This window comes from Pseudomonas sp. BSw22131 (genome assembly GCF_026810445.1).
Classification (GTDB): Bacteria; Pseudomonadota; Gammaproteobacteria; order Pseudomonadales; family Pseudomonadaceae; genus Aquipseudomonas; species Aquipseudomonas huanghezhanensis.
Genome location: NZ_CP113949.1, coordinates 4,179,900 through 4,199,789 on the forward strand (window position 1 = coordinate 4,179,900; position 19,890 = coordinate 4,199,789).

22 protein-coding genes and 2 pseudogenes are annotated in these 19,890 nt (G+C 57.4%); 10 read left to right on the forward strand and 14 right to left on the reverse strand.

The annotated features are described in order from the left end of the window. Nucleotides 1–71: 71 nt before the first annotated feature. The 5 genes and pseudogenes from OYW20_RS18770 to OYW20_RS18790 form a co-directional block, all read right to left on the reverse strand. On the reverse strand, nt 72–620 hold the full coding sequence (locus OYW20_RS18770; RefSeq protein WP_268797423.1) for a GNAT family N-acetyltransferase: 549 nt from the start codon (nt 618–620) through the stop codon (nt 72–74). 180 nt (nt 621–800) lie between these two features. Further along, entirely contained in the window at nt 801–1,814 is a 1,014-nt protein-coding gene (locus OYW20_RS18775) for an ABC transporter substrate-binding protein (protein WP_268797424.1), read from the reverse strand. A gap of 77 nt (nt 1,815–1,891) precedes the next feature. Then, a pseudogene (locus tag OYW20_RS18780) lies at nt 1,892–2,245 on the reverse strand (sigma factor-like helix-turn-helix DNA-binding protein); the annotation flags it as partial. Nucleotides 2,246–2,321: 76 nt separating this feature from the next. Then, nucleotides 2,322–3,101: a phosphate/phosphite/phosphonate ABC transporter substrate-binding protein gene (locus tag OYW20_RS18785; RefSeq protein WP_268797425.1), complete on the reverse strand. Its 780-nt coding sequence runs from the start codon at nt 3,099–3,101 to the stop codon at nt 2,322–2,324. A 16-nt stretch (nt 3,102–3,117) separates the two neighbouring features. Then, nucleotides 3,118–4,058, reverse strand: a pseudogene (locus OYW20_RS18790) (fatty acid desaturase). 118 nt (nt 4,059–4,176) lie between these two features. Between OYW20_RS18790 and OYW20_RS18795 the strand changes: the two are divergent. Beyond that, nucleotides 4,177–4,578: a GNAT family N-acetyltransferase gene (locus tag OYW20_RS18795; RefSeq protein WP_268797426.1), complete on the forward strand. Its 402-nt coding sequence runs from the start codon at nt 4,177–4,179 to the stop codon at nt 4,576–4,578. 27 nt (nt 4,579–4,605) lie between these two features. Here OYW20_RS18795 and def read toward each other — a convergent pair whose 3' ends face one another. The 3 genes from def to OYW20_RS18810 all read right to left on the reverse strand — a co-directional run bounded on the left by def (nt 4,606) and on the right by OYW20_RS18810 (nt 6,636). Then, a complete protein-coding gene (def, locus tag OYW20_RS18800; protein WP_268797427.1) occupies nt 4,606–5,145 on the reverse strand; it encodes a peptide deformylase in 540 nt (179 codons plus the stop codon). A 78-nt stretch (nt 5,146–5,223) separates the two neighbouring features. Beyond that, nucleotides 5,224–6,210: a YihY/virulence factor BrkB family protein gene (locus tag OYW20_RS18805; RefSeq protein WP_268797428.1), complete on the reverse strand. Its 987-nt coding sequence runs from the start codon at nt 6,208–6,210 to the stop codon at nt 5,224–5,226. A 234-nt stretch (nt 6,211–6,444) separates the two neighbouring features. Further along, the gene (locus OYW20_RS18810) at nt 6,445–6,636 is read right to left on the reverse strand and encodes a CsbD family protein (protein WP_268797429.1); all 192 of its coding nucleotides are present in this window, start codon (nt 6,634–6,636) and stop codon (nt 6,445–6,447) included. A 212-nt stretch (nt 6,637–6,848) separates the two neighbouring features. Here OYW20_RS18810 and OYW20_RS18815 point away from each other — a divergent pair, with 212 nt between their 5' ends. Then, on the forward strand, nt 6,849–7,229 hold the full coding sequence (locus OYW20_RS18815; protein ID WP_268797430.1) for a hypothetical protein: 381 nt from the start codon (nt 6,849–6,851) through the stop codon (nt 7,227–7,229). Between the two features lie 158 nt (nt 7,230–7,387). Here the strand turns inward: OYW20_RS18815 and OYW20_RS18820 are convergent, their stop codons facing one another. Together OYW20_RS18820 and OYW20_RS18825 are read right to left on the reverse strand one after the other, a co-directional pair. Continuing rightward, a complete protein-coding gene (locus tag OYW20_RS18820; protein WP_268797431.1) occupies nt 7,388–7,789 on the reverse strand; it encodes a DUF2177 family protein in 402 nt (133 codons plus the stop codon). A 78-nt stretch (nt 7,790–7,867) separates the two neighbouring features. Next, nucleotides 7,868–8,704, reverse strand: coding sequence for a CvfB family protein (locus tag OYW20_RS18825; protein WP_268797432.1), 837 nt, complete (start codon nt 8,702–8,704; stop codon nt 7,868–7,870). 382 nt (nt 8,705–9,086) lie between these two features. Here OYW20_RS18825 and OYW20_RS18830 point away from each other — a divergent pair, with 382 nt between their 5' ends. The 4 genes from OYW20_RS18830 (at nt 9,087) to OYW20_RS18845 (ending at nt 11,763) form a co-directional block, all read left to right on the forward strand. Continuing rightward, nucleotides 9,087–9,266 carry a hypothetical protein gene (locus OYW20_RS18830; RefSeq protein ID WP_037012170.1) on the forward strand — a complete coding sequence of 60 codons (180 nt, stop codon included), beginning with the start codon at nt 9,087–9,089 and terminating at the stop codon, nt 9,264–9,266. A 189-nt stretch (nt 9,267–9,455) separates the two neighbouring features. Next, nucleotides 9,456–9,935, forward strand: coding sequence for a hypothetical protein (locus OYW20_RS18835; protein ID WP_268797433.1), 480 nt, complete (start codon nt 9,456–9,458; stop codon nt 9,933–9,935). A 164-nt stretch (nt 9,936–10,099) separates the two neighbouring features. Then, on the forward strand, nt 10,100–10,828 hold the full coding sequence (locus OYW20_RS18840; RefSeq protein ID WP_268797434.1) for a TorF family putative porin: 729 nt from the start codon (nt 10,100–10,102) through the stop codon (nt 10,826–10,828). Nucleotides 10,829–10,890: 62 nt separating this feature from the next. Further along, nucleotides 10,891–11,763, forward strand: coding sequence for a DUF6279 family lipoprotein (locus OYW20_RS18845; protein ID WP_268797435.1), 873 nt, complete (start codon nt 10,891–10,893; stop codon nt 11,761–11,763). Between the two features lie 66 nt (nt 11,764–11,829). Here the strand turns inward: OYW20_RS18845 and OYW20_RS18850 are convergent, their stop codons facing one another. Both OYW20_RS18850 and OYW20_RS18855 read right to left on the reverse strand, forming a co-directional pair. Next, a complete protein-coding gene (locus OYW20_RS18850; RefSeq protein WP_268797436.1) occupies nt 11,830–12,237 on the reverse strand; it encodes a transcriptional regulator in 408 nt (135 codons plus the stop codon). 323 nt (nt 12,238–12,560) lie between these two features. Next, nucleotides 12,561–13,901, reverse strand: a complete 1,341-nt coding sequence (locus tag OYW20_RS18855; RefSeq protein WP_268797437.1) for a DEAD/DEAH box helicase — start codon at nt 13,899–13,901, stop codon at nt 12,561–12,563. 177 nt (nt 13,902–14,078) lie between these two features. Between OYW20_RS18855 and OYW20_RS18860 the strand changes: the two genes are divergently transcribed. Beyond that, on the forward strand, nt 14,079–15,350 hold the full coding sequence (locus tag OYW20_RS18860) for a mechanosensitive ion channel family protein (RefSeq protein ID WP_268797438.1): 1,272 nt from the start codon (nt 14,079–14,081) through the stop codon (nt 15,348–15,350). A gap of 73 nt (nt 15,351–15,423) precedes the next feature. On the opposite strand, the gene OYW20_RS18865 is transcribed toward OYW20_RS18860, so the two are convergent. Both OYW20_RS18865 and OYW20_RS18870 read right to left on the reverse strand, forming a co-directional pair. Continuing rightward, nucleotides 15,424–15,660, reverse strand: a complete 237-nt coding sequence (locus tag OYW20_RS18865) for a hypothetical protein (RefSeq protein WP_268797439.1) — start codon at nt 15,658–15,660, stop codon at nt 15,424–15,426. A gap of 246 nt (nt 15,661–15,906) precedes the next feature. Then, nucleotides 15,907–16,221: a 3-phosphoglycerate kinase gene (locus OYW20_RS18870; protein ID WP_268797440.1), complete on the reverse strand. Its 315-nt coding sequence runs from the start codon at nt 16,219–16,221 to the stop codon at nt 15,907–15,909. Nucleotides 16,222–16,269: 48 nt separating this feature from the next. Here OYW20_RS18870 and OYW20_RS18875 point away from each other — a divergent pair, with 48 nt between their 5' ends. The 3 genes from OYW20_RS18875 to OYW20_RS18885 all read left to right on the forward strand — a co-directional run bounded on the left by OYW20_RS18875 (nt 16,270) and on the right by OYW20_RS18885 (nt 19,862). Continuing rightward, nucleotides 16,270–17,193, forward strand: a complete 924-nt coding sequence (locus OYW20_RS18875; RefSeq protein ID WP_268797441.1) for a LysR family transcriptional regulator — start codon at nt 16,270–16,272, stop codon at nt 17,191–17,193. Nucleotides 17,194–17,351: 158 nt separating this feature from the next. Then, nucleotides 17,352–17,909: a peptidylprolyl isomerase gene (locus OYW20_RS18880; RefSeq protein ID WP_268797442.1), complete on the forward strand. Its 558-nt coding sequence runs from the start codon at nt 17,352–17,354 to the stop codon at nt 17,907–17,909. Nucleotides 17,910–18,029: 120 nt separating this feature from the next. Further along, on the forward strand, nt 18,030–19,862 hold the full coding sequence (locus tag OYW20_RS18885) for an ABC transporter ATP-binding protein (RefSeq protein WP_268797443.1): 1,833 nt from the start codon (nt 18,030–18,032) through the stop codon (nt 19,860–19,862). Nucleotides 19,863–19,890: the final 28 nt, after the last annotated feature.

The window sequence follows — 19,890 nt, forward strand, 5'->3', positions numbered from 1 at the left end:
AGTGATTGCTCGCTGAAACCTAGCAGCTGAGCAAGGGTTTTCCCATTAATCGGTCATTCTGATGCGCCAAGTCAGTCCAGCGGTGCACGTGCCGAAGACCATTGTTGCTCGGTCATCCGGTAAATCCTTACGCTGCGCCGGTGATACTGGCTGTGCACGTAACCACTGAACCCGAGCTTCTGAATCACTTTGACCGATGCCGCGTTGGTGGGCTCGACGATGGCAATCAGTGAATCGATGCCCAGACGGCCAAAGGCATGTGTCAGGGTTGCCCGGGCGGCTTCGGTCGCCAGCCCCCTTCCCCACCACGCGGTTGCCAGGCGATAGCCGATTTCCACTTCGTCGGCATCGTCTACACGCTCAGCGTTGAGACCGCAGAAACCGGCCAACGTTAAAGTGGATTTATCCACCAGTGCCATCGGGCCGAAGCCATGTTCGCGGTAGGACTGTCGGCACCATTCGATGAACTCGCCCGTGGATTTTTCTGACATGACCCCGCGCACGGAATGCCGCATGACCTCGGAATCCCCAAGAATCGCAGCAAGTGCAGGCGTGTCGTCGGTGGTGAGCTCGCGCAGGATCAGGCGATCGGTGCGCAGCGCATGATGATGAATGCTCATGATAGTCGCCTCGGCGTCAGTCGAATTGACAGGCTCGATCATGGCGCAGGGCGCGCGGTGTTGCCAGCGGGGATTGGAGGGCGTTGCGGGAGCAGCCACTCGTTGGCGAGCGTTTGCGGTTTTTCAGTCCATCAGACTAGAACCGCTTCGCCAACAAGCTGGCTGCTACAGGTCGGTGAGTTACAGGCCTGCCGTCACCTTTTTGGCCACATCGGCCGGCACCCACGCGCTCCAGATTTCCGGATGGTCCTTCAGGAAGCTTTTGGCGACTGCGGCTGGCTCCTGACGCTTCTCGCTCATCTCACCCAAGGTTTTGTTCAACTGATCGATGGGCAGATCGACCTTTTCGAAAAACGCCACCAGCTCGGGGTACTGCTTATGAAACGGCTCGGACACACCAATCGCCAGATGAGCTGCCAGTGACGCGCTGCCGATGGGATTCGGATTGCTCGCGTCGGACAGGCTTTTCCAGGCGGCCTCGTTGAACGGCGGCTCCTGCAATTTGATCAGCTTGAAACGCCCCAGCAGCGGGGTTGGCGACCAGTAATAGAACAACACCGGCTGACCGCGACGAATCGACGAGCTGACTTCTGCGTCCAGCGCCGCGCCGGAACCGGTCCGGAAGTTGACGTAGCTGTCGGTCAGTTTGTAAGCCTTGAGCTTCTGCGTGTTGACGATTTCCGAGGTCCAGCCGGACGGGCTGTTCAGGAAGCGCCCTTGGTTGGGCGACTCCGGATCTTTGAAAACGTCTTTATATTTGGGCAGATCCGCGACCGATTTGAGGTCTGGTGCCAGCGGCTTGATCCCGCGGGCGGCGTCGCCCTTGATCACGAACTCAGGGACGTACCAGCCTTCTGTCGCGCCTTTTACGATGTTACCGAGCCCGTAGACCTTGCCCTCCGATTCTGCCTTGACCCATGCCGGACTGCGCCCTGCCCATTCTTCACCGATCACCTGAATGTCGTTTTTGGCCAGCGCCGCTTCCAGGCTGACGGTGCTGCCGGGCAATTTGTCGGTCGGGTAGCCGTAGCCCTTCTCGACGATGGTGCGCAGAATTTCAGTGATCAGGCTGCCACTTTCCCACGTGATGTCGCCAAACAGGATTGGCGCCGTTTTATCAGCCGCATGCGCCGACTGAGTCAGCACAGCCAATGCCAGCAGCGAGCCGCCCAGCAATTTTTTGATTGAAGTCATGGTCGTTTCTCGTGGCTCAGAGCGTAAAGGGCTCAATGGGTTTAGCACAGCATCCCGGTCATTACAGCGCAGCGCAGTCATTCCAGACAAGCGCGTTTGCAGCAGGTTTCAGCCTGATCCATATAAACACTGACCGAACGCTGGGAGATGCCAAGTTGCGCAACGATTTGCGGATAGGTCAGGCCATTGCGACGCGATAGCAGGAACGTCGCTTTGACCTTGGCCGGCAAGCAGTCAAGGCGCCGGTCGATCCGGCTCAGGGTTTCAATGGTCTGGGCCAATCGCTCGGGTGACCGATTCTGACTGTCGTCGATGACGCTCGGTTCATTGAAATGACTGCGTTCCAGATCGCGCCGCCGCCAGCGCTGGTAAATCAAGCGCTGGGCGATGGTCGTGAGCAAGCTCCCTCCCACGCTGATCTGCCACAACCCGACATCACGCCAGATGCAAATCCTGTGTGAGGGAGCTTGCTCGCGATGGCAGTGTCAGGCAGCGCTCCCGATCCGCCTACAGCAGCATGGGCAATCCGAAATCCTTGGCGTGCTGCTCGTAATCCAGCAGCACGCGGTAATCGTCTTCACGGGCCGCGACCACTTCGGAAATCGCCAGCACGCGGGCGACCTCGGGCATTTCACGAAGCGTTTCATTCATGGCCCCACGAAGGCTTTCGACATCCACTCCAGGCCTTGTGATGTAGGGTAAACAAGGGCTGAGCGCGGTCTGAGTGATGATCTTCAGACCTGCGATCTCCTCGCTGTCATCTCGCGCCAGGTAATCGAACGTCACGCTGTCGACGGCGGCCAGATCACCCCGGCCCTCCTTCAACCAGCGCAGGCTGTCACGGTGTCCACCGGTGATCGACACGCGCCCGAAAAATCGCCCGTCGCGCTGCAACGGCGCCAGCGTGTGGCGAAACAGATTCATTCCCGAGTTCGAATCCTCGTTGTTGATCAAGCCGTGACTGCCCCGAAAATCGATCAGCTCGCGACGAGGGTCGTCAGCACGCGCCAGAATCAGGCTGCAATGCGAGCCATCGCCACTGTGTGGCAACTGGTAAACAGGCCGCCCAACCACTTGCACGCGCCCGCGCAAGCGGGTCATCAGCGGATAACCGCAGGTTTGCGCCAGCAGCAAATCGTCGGAGAGCCACAGCATTTCAAGATCCAAAGAGGCCTGCAAACGTGTGACCGACAGACGTTCAAGGATGCTCGCCAGCCAGCGTTGTTGCGCGTCGCTCACCCGACGCGGCGCGACGTACATCTGGAGTTCTGCAAGACCTTGGTGCATGTAGGCGTTTTCCGGATCAGACGAAGGGATGTTGTGGGCTGTCGATAGGATTGAGGCTGTGCAGACGAAACAGTTCCCCTACCCCTGCACCAGAAAACCGCCGCTGCGCGCCAGCCATTGCTCTCGGCGAGCGCGATAGACCGTTGGCATGTGGTACCAAGAAAGCCCCGGCAGATCATGATGCACCAGGTGCAGATTGAGGTGCAGGAACAGCCAGCTCCAGGGCCACGAAGCTTCATTGATCACCGTGCGCTGCTCCGGTAACTCGCTCGGTCGATGCTCGTAATAAGAGCGGACCATCGACACAGCCAGCGCAGGCAGCGCTATCAACAGCAGGTAATGCAGCGTCGACAGCGCGCTGTAATGCTCGATGAACCCGAACATCAACGCCGCAATCGCGCCATGCGTCACCCACATCGACCAAGCCTGGCGTTCCCCGCGCAGCAGCCGTTTCGACTCGCCCGCCAGCAGACTGGCCAGCGCCAGCGGCGCACCGAACAGCACCCGACCGGGTAGGGTTTTGTCGAGCCAGCGCAGCAGTCGGGTCAAGCCGTGGCTGCCCAGCCAATGCGACTGGCTCGGATAACGGCTCTCTGGATCGCGGCCCGGGACAGTCAAGTCCTCGTCGCGGTGATGCTCAAGATGAGTGTCGCGATACAGCGTGTAGGGATACCAGACGGCGAACGGCGCGTAGCCCAGCGCCTTGTTCAACCACAGATGACGAGTCGGATGACCGTGGAGCAATTCGTGCTGCAACGACATCCACAGCACCAGTAACGGAACCATCAGCACCGTGGTTGGCCATACACCGATGCCGGGGCTCAACAGCAACAGCCCGAACCAGCCGCCATAAACGCCGGCCAGCAGCAACCACGTTGGCCACTCGGTGCGTCCGGTGAAACTGGCGCGCAGGCGCACAATGTCCTGCCGCTGGAGGTCGTCGAGGTAGTTGGGCATTGCGCGTTCCTGCGTCAGGGCCGATACCGGCTTGTGACCTGATGCAGGAAAATCTTGTGGACCGATTGGTTATGGCGGTAGAACGAAATCCCAAAATACCAGGCGCACCGGTCTCCCCATGCAAATGTGTGTATTGCCCGATATCTCCCGGCCGCTGCTGGACAAGTTCTACCGCGCTCATCAATCGCCCATGCGTGCCAAAGGCGAGGCGAAGGCGTGGGTGGCTAGAGATGTCGACATCATTGCGGCGCTGTGCCTGACGCCCGTTGCGCAAGGGCATTGGCTTACGGGGCTCTTCGTTGCGCCGGATCGACGTGGACAGGGGATCGCCAAGGGCTTGGTGGAGGCAGCCGTGGCTAAGGCGAGTGGAAGCGTCTGGCTCTTCTGCGATCCGCAGTTGACTGACTTTTATGCAGGCCTGAGGTTTGAATCCGTATCGGATTTACCGCAGGCGCTGGCAGGACGGCTCGCGCGTTACACCAGAACCAAGTCACTGGTCGCGCTACGCCGTCAGCTTTGAGGTCGCTCAGAATGATGGAACCCGAGACTATTCGTCTGAGTTTGGGTCCATGCCCGGGAACAGGACGTCGATGTAACCGAACCGGCTGAAATCGGTCACGCGCGAGGGGTACAGACGGCCGATCAAATGATCGCATTCGTGCTGGACCACCCGCGCATGAAAGCCCCGAGCGATTCGCTGAATGCGCTGGCCATCAGGGTCAAAACCTTCGTAACGGATGTGTTCGTAGCGATCCACCACACCGCGCAAACCCGGGACGGAAAGGCAGCCTTCCCAACCCTCTTCAACGGTTTGTTCCAGCGGCGTGATCAATGGATTGAGCAGAATGGTCTGAGGGACGGCTTCGGCATCGGGGTAGCGTTCGCTGCGCTCGAAGCCAAAGATGACCAGTTGCAGATCGACGCCGATCTGCGGAGCAGCGAGGCCAACCCCGCCAACGCTCTCCATGGTTTCGAACATGTCGGCGATCAGCGTTTTCAGCTCGGGCGAGCCGAACATCGACTCGGGCACCGGCGGCGCGATGCGCAGCAAACGCTCATCGCCCATCTTCAGAATTTCATGAATCATAGTGGCCCTTACCAGTGGTCAAGATGCGCTTCGCGGCCTGGCGGCTGCGGTTGAGCGCCCATCCTGCCACAAGAGTTGTCAGGTTTTTTCGACCTTGAGTGCTGGATGCAGTTCGGCGTCGTGGTCCTGGTCGTGGCTGTGATCGCGGCCAAGGCCGGATACGTTTTTGTTGATCGAAGAATCGACGCCACCGTCACCTTCGACCTTCTCGCCTTTGTCCTTGCCTTCGTTGGACATGTGCTCGATCACGGCATTCATCTCAGCGCCCAGCAACAACACCGCCGCTGAAATGTAGAAGTACAGCAACAGCACGATGATCGCGCCAATGCTGCCGTACATGGCGTTGTAATCGGCGAACGTCTTCACATAGTAGGCAAACCCCAGCGAGGCGATGATCCACACCACGACCGCAAGCACCGAGCCGGCGGTAATGAAGCGGAACTCCTGCTGCACGTCGGGCATGACGTAATACATCAATGCCACCGAAACCATGAGCAGCAGAATGATCAGCGGCCACCGCAGGATCGTCCAGAGCGTGACAATGAAATCTTCCATGCCGATCTGCGCGGCCAGCCAGCTCATGACTTGCGGCCCGGTGACCATTAACGCAGCGGCGGCGAGCAACATGCCGGCGATGCCGACGGTGTAAAGCACAGAAAGGGGAATGCGTTTCCAGACCGGACGAGCTTCGACCACGTCGTAGGCCGCGTTCATTGCGCTCATCATCAAGCGTACGCCAGCCGAAGCGGTCCACAGCGCGATGAAGATACCGATCGACAGCAGTCCGCCCTTGGATTGCTGGAGCTGATCGATAACCGGATTGACCTGCTCCAGCGCTTGCGGCGGCAGGACGAGTTCAGACTGCAGGCGCAACCAGGAGAAAAAATCCGGCAGGTGCAGGAAGCCGATCAGCGCGATGAGGAACAACAGAAACGGGAACAGTGAAAACAGCATTTGATAAGCGAGGGCAGACGCATAGGTCGACATCTCGTCATCAATGAATTCCTTGACCGTTCTGACCATTACCTTGGTGAACGGTAACTGGCGCAAATCCGGGAAAATCATGGCGTCTCCTTTCGCAACGTCGCTAAGCACATTTACCTATACGAGCGGGCAAACGCTGTGAAATTCCTTTGCCAGCCGCAGTGGGCTCGCTTTTTACCCTAAGCGGGGCATCGATGCGACCTTTCAAGTGCTTCAGCGCTGAAGGGCCAAACAGCATAACGGCCATCCGAGGACAGCCGTTATCGTGTTTACAGGTTTGTCGCACGATAATTTTTAAACCGTGCGCGCAGGCCGTCAGACCTTGTCGACGCCTTTTTTCACGGCATCTTTGGTTTTGCCGAGAGCTTGCTGCGCTTCGCCTTTGAGTTCCTGGCCTTTGCCTTCAGCACGCAATTTGTCGTTATCAGTCGCTTTACCGACGGTTTGTTTGACGTTGCCGACTGCTTCGTTAGCCATGCCTTTTACTTTATCGCCAGTGCTGCTCATGAGATGCCTCCTGGGTAAGAATCAGGTGTCATAACCTCGACATTAGGATTGACTCACCGGCGCCGAGGAAGGTTTCAAATATTTTTTGAACGGCTTATGCCCAGGTTTTGCGAGGGAACGGACGGTTTTCGATGTCTGCGCCAATTTCGACTTTATGTTTCTCTGGCAACCCCCGAGAATGCGCGACTGAAAGGCATATCCACAGGAACATCATGAAACTCGACAAGACCCAGGCCATCGCCCGCAGGAACAAAGAGTTGGGCGGGGCCGTGCTCGGCACTAACAACACTCACTTTGCGGTGCTGAACACCAACAGGAACATCTGGTGGTTCGACCTGCCGGTAACACGCCTGCAAGTGGGTCAATATGAATGGCTGCATCTGCTGATGCACACCCCCGCCACCGACGAACTGCTGCACCTGAAAGTGACCACTGCCTTCATGCGCGAGCACATTGAAGGGCTGGTGGTGCGCAACGAAGGCAAACGCAAATCCACTGTCAGCCTGGAACTGAGCGCCGACAAGGATGCGTACCTGCGCGATGCCCGGCCAAATGGCGCCAACGTGAGTTTTGCGGGCTTTTTGCAGAAGTAACGAAGTAGAGGCCGCGGGACATTCAACGCGGTGGCAGTTGGCGCTGCTCTGACGCCCCACTGTAGGAGCGAATTTATTCGCGAGACGTCAGAACGGGGTCAACTCTGAGGCCGGCTCGCCAACAAGTTGACTCCTACAGTGATCGTGGGCAACAGGCATTAGCCAAAGCGGCGCGCAGCCAGGTAACCGACGGCGCCGGCCACTCCTGAGGCAAACGTGCCCCATGCCCAGTCCACCAGAGACAACTGCGACGGCCATCCCTGCAATGTCGCCCAGTTCGTCAGATCGTACGTGCCGTAGGCCATCAAACCAAGCAGCCCGCTGCACAGTGCCGCGCGCCCAACGCTGGCGCTTCGCAAACCCGGCAAGACTCCGAAAAACACAATCCCCGCGCCATACAGCAGATAAAACAGCACGGCGGGGGCAACGACCGGCGTCGCCAGCATCAAACCACCCAACCAGGCGCGGTAAGTCGGCCCCATCAAGACACCTAGCCAAAGGCCGTCCAGCACTAGAAAAGCCAGCAGCGTCGCGATGTAAGCCGTAAGTTTGGTCTTCATGAGGCGTCCCTGAAAAGCAATGGCCGGTCGGGCATGACCGGCTTCTCTAAATATAGAGCCCTTTCAGGAACGGATAATTCAAACCAGCTCGATGCGGTCGGCATGAATCACAATCAAACCCTGCTTGTACAACGCACCAATGGCCTTCTTGAAGTTACCTTTGCTGACGCCAAACAGGTTGCTGATCACTTGCGGGTCACTCTTGTCGCTGACGGGCAGTGACCCGTTGTTGTCACGCAGTTTTCCGAGAATCTTGGTATTGAGGCTGCTCGCGGCCTGTTCGCCCACCGGCTGCAAACTGAGGCTGATATTGCCGTCAGCGCGAATGTCCTTGATGTAGCCCTTTTCTTCTTTGCCGGGACGCAAGAACTTGAACACTTCGTTCTTGTGAATCAGGCCCCAGTGCTTGTTGTTGATGATCGCCTTGAAGCCCATGTCGGTCGCTTCGGCCACCAACAGATCAACCTCCTGACCGATTTTGTAGCTGGCAGGCACCTTGTCCAGATAACGGTCGAGGCGACTGGTTGCGGTGATGCGGCGTGTGTGCTTATCGAGATAAACATGCACCACGCAGTAATCGCCCGCCGTGAGGGGCTGTCGCTCTTCGGAATACGGCAGCAGCAAATCTTTCGGCAAACCCCAATCGAGGAAAATACCGATGCTGTTCACTTCAACGACTTTGAGACTGGCGAACTCACCGACCTGAACTTTCGGCTTTTCGGTCGTCGCGATCAATTTGTCATCGCTGTCCAGATAAATAAATACGTTGAGCCAGTCTTCATCTTCACTTGGAATGTCTTTGGGAATATAGCGATTGGGCAGCAGTATTTCGCCGTCCTGCGCGCCATCCAGATAAAGACCAAAGTTAGTGTGTTTAACCACTTGCAAACTGTTGTAGCGCCCGACTAGAGCCATGTTCGATTACCCTCGTTACGTGGGCGGCATTCTACCCGAGTTTTGCCAAGGGGTTGCTGGCCGTCAGCGGACTGTGAAGCGCGTGGCGTGAGCGCCAGTGAAATCAACAGGTTGCTGATGACGACAAGCGCGGGGCATGACCGACCTTGGGCCATTCGTCTGATGAGAAAGGCTATTTCGCGCAACCATCAGGAAATAATCGAGCGTCGACCCTTTTGAAACTTGGCAATTAAAACAGTGATTTAGCGCGCGGACCGGCGTAAAAGTTGCGATATTGGGGTTTAATCCGCTGCCCGCGCGCCTTCGACATTCGCCAAGCAATTACCGGGCGATTCAGATAGAATGGCCGGCCGTATTAATTTTATATAGGTTAATAGCAGCCATGCGTGTAAAAGCATCCAACTCGAAAGCAAAGCCAGCTCCAGCCGTTGAGACGAGCGATTCGATCAACGCACAAATCGCGGCTTTCCTCAAGTCCGGCGGCGAGATCCAGCAAATCGCCAAGGGCGTCAGCGGCCAGACCTTCGGCCCGTCCAAGCAAATTTCTCTCGGCAAGAAGTAATTTTCCCCCGCTTCAGCTGTCGATCTCTAGGCGCTTTGATCACAAGGCGCCAGGGCAATTGACCTCCTTGTAAAAAAAGCTCTGCTTTACTGTCTTGTTACACGTCATCGCTTGACGGTATCGAAGGCGATTCAGTGTAAGCGTGCACAGCGACACCCTGAAACCAGCTTTTCCCCTGCGGAATCCGACATGCAGAAATGGATATTTTTCGGTGCAGCACTCTTTCTCGGCGGCTGCGCGACGCATGGCTGTGACACCACCTTGCCGGGCAGCCCATGCCGCGCGCAGCACCTGCTTTACCAAAACGACATGATTCAGGCCAAAGTGCTGATCAGCGAACGACACTCCGAAAGCTACGAACTGGCCAGCGCGCTGCTGGAGCGAGCATCCAGAGATGATGCCTCGGGTGAAGCACAGTTTTATCAGGCCGTTTTGCTGATACGCCAGCGTGGGGACGAAACCGAAACCACTCGCCTTCTGCAGCAGTCAGCTGATCGCCATTACCCTCTAGCCATCGCCCTGCTTGCGCAACGTGCTGGGATGCAAGACCAGGAAAAGGCCCGGGCTTATCGCGTGCAGTACGACCAACTGGACGTTGCCAAGAGCGGATATCCGTCTTTTTCCCAAGCCTTGATCGTGGTCAACACGCTGGTTTCTGCCAACGACTGATCATGAAGTTCAAATTTATCCCCCTCAATCGACCGACGGTGAGCCCGCCTGGTCATTCGCCGGTATGCTGGCGACCCTCTAGCTCGCGGTTCTCATCTGGCTTTCTGGCCGTTGCGATGAGTTACCATCGGTCCCACTCCTCCGCAAAACCCAAGGAGTGAAGCATGCCCAATGCTCGCTATTTTCTGCTGATCGCCAGCACCTTGCTTGTTTGCCAAAGTGCATCAGCGCAAATCATCGAACGTGAACTCGGCGACTTCAGCCTCAAACTTGGCACCACACCGAGCCGCTCAATGGCGCAAGGTCTTGTCACACCCACCGGAGGCGACTCTGCATTCCATGGAGGGCTGGACCTGACGCACGACAGCGGTTTTTATTTCGGTCAGTGGTCGCCCAATGCGGGAATCGCGCCAGACAGCGTTTTCGAAGTCGACTCCTACATGGGCTTTAAAAAGCCGTTCGACAAAACCCTGGGCTACGAGTTGGGCGTGATCCGCTACACCTACCCGAACACTGACCAGCTCGACAGCCACGAGTTGTACGCCGGGTTCCGCATATTCGATAGCCGCATTGGCACAGCCTTCAGTAACGACGCCGGGCGCCAGGACAGCTCGCTGTTTCTTGATCTGGGCGGCATTGTCCCTCTGGGCCTGGACCTGCGCATGCAATATGGCAACCACCAACTTGACGCGCCTGCCGCCATCGATGGAGGCGGTATGGTCAGCGCTTACAACGACTGGTCGTTCAACGTATCGCGTCCGCTGATGGGCATGGACATGAACCTGATTTACAGCGGCTCAAGCCTCACGGGCGCCGATTGCGGTGCGTACAGCGGTCACAACACGTACTGCGAAAGCACCGTCACACTCAAGGTCGTGCGATCCTTTTTCTAATGCCTTGAACTGGCATGCCGTCGCTGGCTCTATACAACAAGCCAAACGAGCAAGGAGCCGTCATGCGCAACACGGTCAAAGCCATCATCTCGCTGCTGATAACCCTGATGCTCGTGACGGGATGCAGCCGTGTAGGCCTCGCGTATCGCCATCTGGACGTCATCATTCCGTGGTCGCTCAGCGACTATCTGGACATGAACACCACGCAGAAAGACTGGCTCAACGAACGTCTCAAAGAGCACCTCAACTGGCACTGCACCACGCAGATTCCTGAATACGTTGCCTGGCTGGATCGCCTGCAGCAAATGGTCCAGAACCATCAGGTGAACCAGCAAGGATTGAGTGCGCGCACCGCAGAAGCCAAACAGGCGATCGCAACGCTCTCGCAAGAGATCACACCGTCCGCCGTGCAGTTGCTCAAGCAGCTTGATGACAAGCAGGTCAATGAGATGCAGGACGCCTTCGCCAAAGACTTGCGCAAACACGAGGCTGAATTCGTTGATCAACCCCTGAATGACCAAATCAGCGAACGCGCCGAGCGGATGGAGAAGCGTATGAACCCCTGGATTGGCAAGCTCAATCCGGAGCAGAAGGCGCGGGTTCAGCAATGGTCAGCGTCGCTAGGCGAACAAAACCGCTTGTGGATCGACAACCGCGCCCATTGGCAGGCGCAGCTATTGGCCACGGTCAAACAGCGCAAGGCCAGCGACTTCGACGCAAAGATCGCAAAATTGCTACAGGACCGAGAGACGTTCTGGACACCTGAATACCGTCAGGCCTATGACCGGACGGAGCAGGCAGCTATTTCACTGTTGGTTGATCTGGTGGCTGAGAGCTCACCGGATCAGCAACAAAAGTTGATCGCCAAGATTGCCGATACCCGAAAAGACTTCACAGACCTGAGCTGTCTGAAGGCCGCTAAATCGCCCGATTGACTGGGGCAGCGGCCTGCAGACCTTCAGATGCCCATGATCCCCATCGGGATGCTTTAGTAAGCGCCGTTAGATAGAACCACCGGCAATCTGGGCCTTGGAAGCCACTTCGTCGAATGTGGCGGGGTCCAGTCCATCGTGCTGATCATCCAGCACTTTGCGCGGGTGGTTGTCGCCCGGAATGCTGCTGTCGATCATCGCCAGCAGGCTGGCGCCACGTGGCGTCAGCACGAAGTTCTCGCCATTCCCACCCTCTCCTTCAGGCCTCGATTCAATGAAGCCATTGCGCACCAGCAGCGCTTCGTAATTGGTAGCCTGCATTTTCAGGGCGTCGAGATTGCCGACGCCCTCACCCTCAGCACCGTTGGCAGCGGCGTGCTCTTCAGCGTATTTGCGGGGTTTGAAGCTGTCATCGGCGCTGTTTTGTACTTCATGCAACAGTCGCTCGATCAGGTCCCAGTCGTATTTGTCAGACATTTTCCAGCCTCCAGCAGGGATTTAGCCCGTGACGTCCGGTCATCAGGCGTTGATGCTCAGGAGGTGAGACCGGAGGTTGCGATGGCCGTTCAGCTCGTAAGCCCGGCGGCGATGAAGGATGTGCAGACTTGTGCTGATTGATCAATCAGCGATTCATGAGATGTGTGAAGGTGTGGAGAAAACGCAGGGGCAGAAGGGAATCACATACCTGTTGGAGGCTTGCCCGCGAGGCCGTCAGTCACACACATACAAAGGTGACTTAGCTATTCGCGGGCAAGCCTCGCTCCAACATGGATTAGTCGGCAGCCGGTGCTTCGGTTTATTTACTCGGCAGCCGGCGCCTCGGTCTTGCGCTTTTTCAGCGGCGCCATGCCATCGCTGCTCACCAGCGAGTCAGGCTTGGGACGGTTTTGCGATTTGCGCTTGGTCGGGCCCTTGGCGGCAGTTTTCTTCTTGTCGCCTTTTGCATCGGTCTTTTTCTTCTTCACGCCGACGGCCTTGCCGGACGCTTTGACTTTCTTCGGACCGCCGTACGTGCCTTTGACTTCCTTGATCACACGGCGCTCGAAACTCTGCTTCAAGTAGCGCTCGACGCTGGACATCAGGTTCCAGTCGCCGTGGCAGATCAACGAGATCGCCAGACCTTCGGCACCCGCACGACCTGTGCGGCCGATACGGTGCACGTAGTCATCACCGCTGCGTGGCATGTCGAAGTTGATGACCATGTCCAGCCCATCGACATCCAGTCCGCGCGCAGCCACATCGGTGGCTACCAGGATCTTGACGCCGCCTTGCTTCAGACGATCGATCGCCAGCTTGCGGTCCTTCTGGTCCTTGTCGCCGTGCAACACGAACGCTTTGTACTCCAGCGCCACCAGGCGGCCGTAAAGACGGTCAGCCATGGCGCGGGTATTGGTGAAGATGATTGCTTTCTGGTAGGTCTCGTTGGCCAGCAGCCAGTTGAGAATCTGCTCTTTGTGAACATTGTGGTCGGCTGTCACAATCTGCTGACGCGTACCCGCCGCCAGCTCACTGACGCTGTTGACCTGCAAGTGCTGCGGATCCTTGAGCACTTTGCCGATCATTTCGCGCAGACCCGAACCACCGGTGGTCGCCGAGAACAACATGGTTTGCTGACGATTGGCACATTCACCGGCCAGACGCTCGACGTCCTCGGCAAAGCCCATGTCCAGCATCCGGTCCGCTTCATCGAGGACCAGCAATTCAACGTGTTTCAGATCCAGGTTGCCGGCATTGAGTTGCTCGAGTAAACGACCCGGCGTGCCGATCAGAATGTCAGGCACCTTGCGCAGCATGGCCGCCTGAACCTTGAAGTCTTCACCGCCTGTGATCAGGCCGGCCTTGATGAAGGTGAACTGGGAGAATCGCTCGACTTCTTTAAGTGTCTGTTGCGCCAGCTCGCGAGTTGGCAGCAGGATCACGGCGCGGATATCGACCCGAACCTTGGCCGGACCCATCAGGCGATTGAGCATCGGCAACACGAAAGCGGCAGTCTTGCCACTGCCGGTCTGCGCCGTCACCCGCAAATCGTGCCCTTCAAGCGCCAGCGGAATGGCCGCTGTTTGCACAGGCGTAGGCTCGACGAAATTGAGTTCGGCCACGGCTTTTAGCAGGCGTTCGTGCAGGGCGAATTGGGAGAACACGGGTGTTACCTCGGCGAAATACAAAAAAACAGTCGCATAGGTTACCGGTTTCGGACGTCGAGGCCGAGTTTCTTTACTTCAGTCGCCCTATTTTGTTACTGGATTTACCGTCTGCAGCGTTGACGCGCTCAACAATGCTCTAATCGCGCCCCCTTTTTTACAGGAGAAAACCGTCGCATGGACTTCCAATCAATCTGGGTACACGTTCAGGAATTCTGGGGCCTGCTGGAGAATCAACCCCTACTGAAAACCAGCATTGGCCTGACCACGCTGCTTGTCTCAGCACTCGCTCTGGGCAGGCTGGCGCGTTTTCTCATCCTTTACGCCGTCAAAATGCTCGGACGCCAGCCAGCTTTGTTCTGGCTCAACGACTTTCGGCACAACAAGGTTTTTCATCGCATCGCCCAGACCGTTCCTTCGCTGGTCATCCAGTTCGGCCTGAACCTGGTGCCGGACCTCAGCTCGACCACCAGCCATGTCGTCGGCAATATCGCGCTGGCCTTTACCATTCTGTTCATGATGCTGAGCGTGGGCGCACTGCTCAATGCATTGCTGGACATCTATGCGCGCACCGATCATGCCCGCACCCGCTCGATCAAAGGCTATGTGCAACTGGCCAAGATGATTCTGTACATCTTCGCCTCGATCATCATTGTGGCCACGCTGATCGACCGTTCGCCGCTGTTGCTGCTGTCCGGACTGGGTGCAATGTCGGCAGTCATTCTGTTGGTTTACAAGGACACGCTGCTGTCGTTCGTAGCCAGCGTGCAGCTCACCAGCAACGACATGCTGCGCGTGGGCGACTGGATCGAGATGCCGCAGGTGGGGGCCGACGGGGATGTGGTGGATATCACGCTGCACACCGTCAAAGTGCAGAACTTCGACAAAACGATTGTCTCGATTCCGACCTGGCGACTGATGTCAGAGTCATTCAGAAACTGGCGGGGGATGCAGCAGGCCGGCGGTCGACGCATCAAACGCAGCCTGTTCATCGATGCCAGCGGGGTTTGTTTCCTGACCCTGGAGCAAGAGCAGAACCTCACACAGGTGCACTTGCTCAAGGATTACATCGGGCGTAAGAAAGCCGAGCTCAGTGCCTGGAACGAAGCGCAGGGCAATGTTGCGCAGGTGTCCGCCAATCGCCGCAGCATGACCAACCTCGGCACCTTCCGCGCCTATGCCCTGGCGTACCTGAACGCTCACCCGGACATCCACCCCGACATGACCTGCATGGTTCGCCAGATGGAAACCACTGCGCAGGGCGTGCCGCTGGAAATCTACTGCTTCACCCGGACGACGGTGTGGGCGGATTACGAACGGGTGCAAGGGGATATCTTCGATTACCTGCTGGCCGTCCTGCCGGAGTTTGGCTTGAGCCTTTATCAGCAGCCGAGCGGAAGCGACCTGCGATCAGGCGTGCAGAGCCTGTTGCCGCGCCCCGCAGCCTGAGCCTGAGCGCAATGAAATCCGAGCAACAAAAAACCCGGCATTTGCCGGGTTTCTTGTTTGGGTGCAAAACGTATCACTCGTAGCGCTGGTAGTGCGAACCGAACTCTTTACGGTTCTCGGCAACGATCACGGTGCCGGAAGACTTGCTGTCAAAAGGCTTGACGCTGTCTTTGGCGGCGACCTGGTTGCTGATGAGTGCGGCACTCGAAGCGTCGACTACGGCCGGTTGATGGGCTTTTTCAGGGCTGGCAAGCACAGCGGTCGACGCCATGACCGAGAGAGCAAAACCAAATGCGATGGATGTTTTCATGATCAGTTACTCCGTGAAGTCAGGGTTAATTCGTTTCGTTGGGGCCCACTCTATGGGCTGAGCCAACTCATGAAAAACCACTCTGATGCATCCCTGACATCGACGTCGTTGATACAAGGCACGCGAGCGTCTAGCCTGCACCTTCAAGGCGCTATCGATTGATATTCATAAAAAACCGATCATAAACATCGAATAAATTGTTTTATAAGCGAGAGGGGAAGTACGCTTCCCCGCATCCGGCACAGATCACTGAGGCTCGCATTTTAGGGTGATGTACAGCTTGATGATCTCGCGGTTGAACTTCGCGGTGACGTCAACGCTGCTCTTGGCCGCGACCTGTACCTTGCGGGTACGCGGGGCTTCCGGACCGTTTCGCAAGACCACGCTGCATTTTGCAGGGACGGCGCCATAGTTGTTCAGCGTGATATTGCCGATGTCGTAAGTGGTGTCGTGGCTCGTGTAGTCGATCTGTACGCCGTCGAGCGTCTTGTCCACGTCAATAGAATAAGCGAACGCGCTCAAGGGCAGCATAGCCAGCACCACACAACAGAATTTTTTCATGCGGCAGTCTCCAGTCGGGACGCCAGCTTAGGACAAGAGGAGCGAAATATGAAAGCGCCCCGCGTGACCCTGGATCAATGGCGAACATTACAGGCAGTGGTCGATCACGGCGGCTTCGCTCAGGCGGCTGAAGCACTGCATCGCTCGCAATCGTCGGTGAGCTACACCGTCGCCCGTATGCAGGACCAACTGGGTGTGCCGCTGTTACGCATTGACGGCCGCAAAGCGGTATTGACCGACGCTGGCGGCGTGCTGCTACGACGCTCGCGGCAGTTGGTAAAGCAGGCCAGCCAGCTGGAAGATCTGGCGCATCACATGGAACAGGGATGGGAGGCCGAAGTGCGTGTGGTCGTGGACGCGGCCTATCCCAATGCCCGGCTGGTGCGCGCACTGACGGCCTTCATGCCGCAAAGCCGTGGTTGTCGCGTGCGATTGCGCGAGGAAGTCTTGTCAGGCGTTGAGGAGGCCTTGCTGGAGGGCTTGGCTGACCTGGCGATCAGCGGTTTCAGCATTCCGGGTTATCTGGGTACGGAGATGAGCGCGGTCGAATTCGTGGCCGTTGCGCACCCGGAACACCCGCTCCATCAGATGCACCGCGAGCTGAATTTTCAGGACCTGGAAAGCCAGCTTCAGGTGGTGATCCGCGATTCGGGCCGCAGTCAGCCAAGGGATGTCGGCTGGCTCGGCGCCGAACAGCGCTGGACCGTCGGCAGCCTGGCAACAGCCTCCACCTTCGTCAGCAGTGGTCTGGGCTTTGCATGGTTGCCCCGGCATATCATCGAGCGTGAGCTTAAGGAAGGCGTGCTGAAAATCCTGCCGCTGGATAAAGGTGGCAGCCGTAATCCGTTGTTCTATCTTTACTCCAGCAAAGACAAACCGCTGGGGCCTGCGACGCAGATCCTTATTGACCTGATCCAGAACTTCGACACCGCGCCACTGGATGTGCCATTCGTAGCTCCGCACCTGGTTTGAAAGCCATGCGTTGAAGCCCTTTCAGGAGCTGACGAGCAACGCAGCTGGATCAACCCAAGTCCTTTAACCGGGCGCTTACGCTGTCCAAATTCCCGCAAACGTGCTTCCCTTGCGACCTGTTTTTTGCCGTCGAAAATCACTTTTCAGGACTCTGCCCCATGCTGAAAAAAATCGCCCTCTCCGCTGCCGCTGTACTGTTTGCCTCCAATCTGATGGCTGCTACCGCCCCTCACGTGATTCTGGACACCAGCTTTGGCCAGATCGAGATTGAGCTGGAACAGGACAAAGCGCCCATCAGTACCAAGAATTTTCTCGGCTACGTGGACAGCAAATTCTACAACGGCACGATTTTTCACCGGGTAATTCCGGGCTTTATGGTCCAGGGCGGCGGGTTCACGCCGCAAATGGTCCAGAAAGAGACAAACGCCCCGATCAAGAACGAAGCCGAAAATGGCCTGCACAACGTGCGCGGCACGCTGTCGATGGCCCGCACTTCAGATGTTAACTCGGCCACCAGCCAGTTCTTCATCAATACCAATGACAATGCGATGCTCGACCACGGCGCTCGTGACTTCGGTTACGCGGTGTTCGGCAAAGTCGTGAAAGGCATGGACGTGGTGGACAACATCGTTCGCGCACAAACGGCCACCAAAAGCGGCATGCAAAATGTGCCGATCGATCCGATCCTGATCAAATCCGCTAAACGCGTCGACTGACCCCAGGCTTGATACGTACACGCACGAAACCGGCCTGAGCCAATCGCGGTTTCGTGCGGTCTGATCGGGGGTCTGCCCCTCAGTAAGGAGAGCCCGCTTAGCCCGTGGGTGTCATAGCCAATGCTTTATCGCCGTTTTGAACAACTGATCGACATTTTCCGCGAAGCCCCCACCGCCGCTCCTCCCACCAAAGTCCTGCCGTTCTACGTGTATTACCTGCGCCAGGTGTGGCCGAGTTTTGCCGCGCTGCTGGTGGTTGGATTGATTGGCGCATTGATCGAGGTTGCGCTGTTCAGCTACCTGAGCCGCATCATCGACCTGGCACAGGGCACCCCGAACCCCGACTTTTTCCGCATACACGCCACCGAACTGATCTGGATGATGGTCGTTGCGCTGGTGCTGAGGCCGATCTTCGTGGCGCTGCACGATCTCCTGGTGCACCAGACCATCAGTCCCGGCATGACCAGCATGATTCGCTGGCAGAACCACACGTACGTGCTCAAACAGAGTCTCAACTTCTTCCAGAACGACTTCGCCGGGCGCATCGCCCAACGCATCATGCAGACGGGCAACTCGCTGCGTGATTCTGCGGTGCAAGCGGTGGATGCGCTGTGGCATGTGCTGATCTACGCCATCAGCTCCCTGGTGTTGTTCGCTGAAGCCGACTGGCGCCTTATGATTCCGCTGCTTAGCTGGATTGCGACCTACATCCTCGCGCTGTGTTACTTCGTGCCCCGCGTGAAAGAGCGCTCGGTCGTGTCATCCGATGCCCGGTCAAAGCTGATGGGCCGCATCGTCGATGGCTATACCAATATCGCCACCTTGAAGCTATTCGCGCACACCAATTCCGAGCAGCAATACGCCCGAGAAGCGATTACCGAACAGACCGAAAAAACCCAGCTGGCAGGCCGTGTCATCACCTCGATGGACACCGTGATCACCACGCTCAACGGCATTTTGATTGTCTCCACGACCGGCCTTGCGCTCTGGCTGTGGAGCCAGTCGCTGATTTCGGTAGGCGCCATCGCGCTGGCCACCGGCCTGGCGATTCGGATCGTCAACATGTCCGGCTGGATCATGTGGGTGGTCAACGGCATTTTCGAAAACATCGGCATGGTTCAGGACGGTCTGGAGAGCATTTCCCAGCCTGTCGGCGTGATTGATCGTGAGGCCGCGCCACAATTGACTGTGCAACAAGGCGCCGTGAAATTCGAAAACCTGGACTTCCATTACGGTAAAGGCAAAGGCGTGATCGAAGGCCTGAACCTGAACATCAAGCCGGGGGAGAAAATCGGCTTGATCGGGCCGTCCGGTGCGGGAAAATCAACGTTGGTGAATCTGCTGCTGAGGCTGTACGACGTGCAGGGTGGCAAGATTCTGATTGATGATCAGGACATCTCCCACATCGCTCAGGAAAGTCTTCGCTCTCATATCGGCATGATCACGCAAGACACGTCGCTGCTGCATCGCTCGATTCGCGACAACTTGCTGTACGGCAAACCCGACGCCACTGACGCGGATTTGTGGGAAGCCATGCGCAAGGCGCGGGCGGATGAGTTCATTCCGCTGCTTACCGACTCCGAAGGCCGCACCGGGCTGGATGCCCACGTCGGTGAGCGAGACGTGAAGTTATCGGGCGGGCAGCGTCAACGGATCGCCATCACCCGCGTGCTGCTCAAGGACGCGCCGATTCTGATCATGGACGAAGCGACCTCGGCGCTGGATTCGGAAGTTGAAGCGGCAATCCAAGAGAGCCTGGAAACCCTGATGCAAGGCAAAACGGTGATCGCCATTGCCCACAGGCTATCGACCATTGCCCGCATGGATCGTCTGGTGGTGCTTGAAAACGGCCAGATCGCCGAGACCGGCACCCATGCTGAGCTGCTCGCACATAAAGGTTTGTACGCGCGGCTTTGGGCGCATCAAACCGGCGGCTTTGTAGGGATGGATTAACGTCTTTACAGCCAACTTGTTGGCAGGG

Coding starts and splice junctions, on each gene's coding strand:
- OYW20_RS18885 (WP_268797443.1), top strand. CDS start 18,030: ATGCTTTATCGCCGTTTTGAACAACTGATCGACATTTTCCGCGAAGCC.
- OYW20_RS18880 (WP_268797442.1), top strand. CDS start 17,352: ATGCTGAAAAAAATCGCCCTCTCCGCTGCCGCTGTACTGTTTGCCTCC.
- OYW20_RS18820 (WP_268797431.1), bottom strand. CDS start 7,789: ATGAAGACCAAACTTACGGCTTACATCGCGACGCTGCTGGCTTTTCTA.
- OYW20_RS18835 (WP_268797433.1), top strand. CDS start 9,456: ATGCAGAAATGGATATTTTTCGGTGCAGCACTCTTTCTCGGCGGCTGC.
- OYW20_RS18775 (WP_268797424.1), bottom strand. CDS start 1,814: ATGACTTCAATCAAAAAATTGCTGGGCGGCTCGCTGCTGGCATTGGCT.
- OYW20_RS18865 (WP_268797439.1), bottom strand. CDS start 15,660: ATGAAAACATCCATCGCATTTGGTTTTGCTCTCTCGGTCATGGCGTCG.
- OYW20_RS18875 (WP_268797441.1), top strand. CDS start 16,270: ATGAAAGCGCCCCGCGTGACCCTGGATCAATGGCGAACATTACAGGCA.
- OYW20_RS18770 (WP_268797423.1), bottom strand. CDS start 620: ATGAGCATTCATCATCATGCGCTGCGCACCGATCGCCTGATCCTGCGC.
- OYW20_RS18795 (WP_268797426.1), top strand. CDS start 4,177: ATGCAAATGTGTGTATTGCCCGATATCTCCCGGCCGCTGCTGGACAAG.
- OYW20_RS18825 (WP_268797432.1), bottom strand. CDS start 8,704: ATGGCTCTAGTCGGGCGCTACAACAGTTTGCAAGTGGTTAAACACACT.
- OYW20_RS18870 (WP_268797440.1), bottom strand. CDS start 16,221: ATGAAAAAATTCTGTTGTGTGGTGCTGGCTATGCTGCCCTTGAGCGCG.
- OYW20_RS18840 (WP_268797434.1), top strand. CDS start 10,100: ATGCCCAATGCTCGCTATTTTCTGCTGATCGCCAGCACCTTGCTTGTT.
- OYW20_RS18830 (WP_037012170.1), top strand. CDS start 9,087: ATGCGTGTAAAAGCATCCAACTCGAAAGCAAAGCCAGCTCCAGCCGTT.
- OYW20_RS18785 (WP_268797425.1), bottom strand. CDS start 3,101: ATGCACCAAGGTCTTGCAGAACTCCAGATGTACGTCGCGCCGCGTCGG.
- OYW20_RS18815 (WP_268797430.1), top strand. CDS start 6,849: ATGAAACTCGACAAGACCCAGGCCATCGCCCGCAGGAACAAAGAGTTG.
- OYW20_RS18850 (WP_268797436.1), bottom strand. CDS start 12,237: ATGTCTGACAAATACGACTGGGACCTGATCGAGCGACTGTTGCATGAA.
- OYW20_RS18810 (WP_268797429.1), bottom strand. CDS start 6,636: ATGAGCAGCACTGGCGATAAAGTAAAAGGCATGGCTAACGAAGCAGTC.
- OYW20_RS18860 (WP_268797438.1), top strand. CDS start 14,079: ATGGACTTCCAATCAATCTGGGTACACGTTCAGGAATTCTGGGGCCTG.
- def (WP_268797427.1), bottom strand. CDS start 5,145: ATGATTCATGAAATTCTGAAGATGGGCGATGAGCGTTTGCTGCGCATC.
- OYW20_RS18845 (WP_268797435.1), top strand. CDS start 10,891: ATGCGCAACACGGTCAAAGCCATCATCTCGCTGCTGATAACCCTGATG.
- OYW20_RS18805 (WP_268797428.1), bottom strand. CDS start 6,210: ATGATTTTCCCGGATTTGCGCCAGTTACCGTTCACCAAGGTAATGGTC.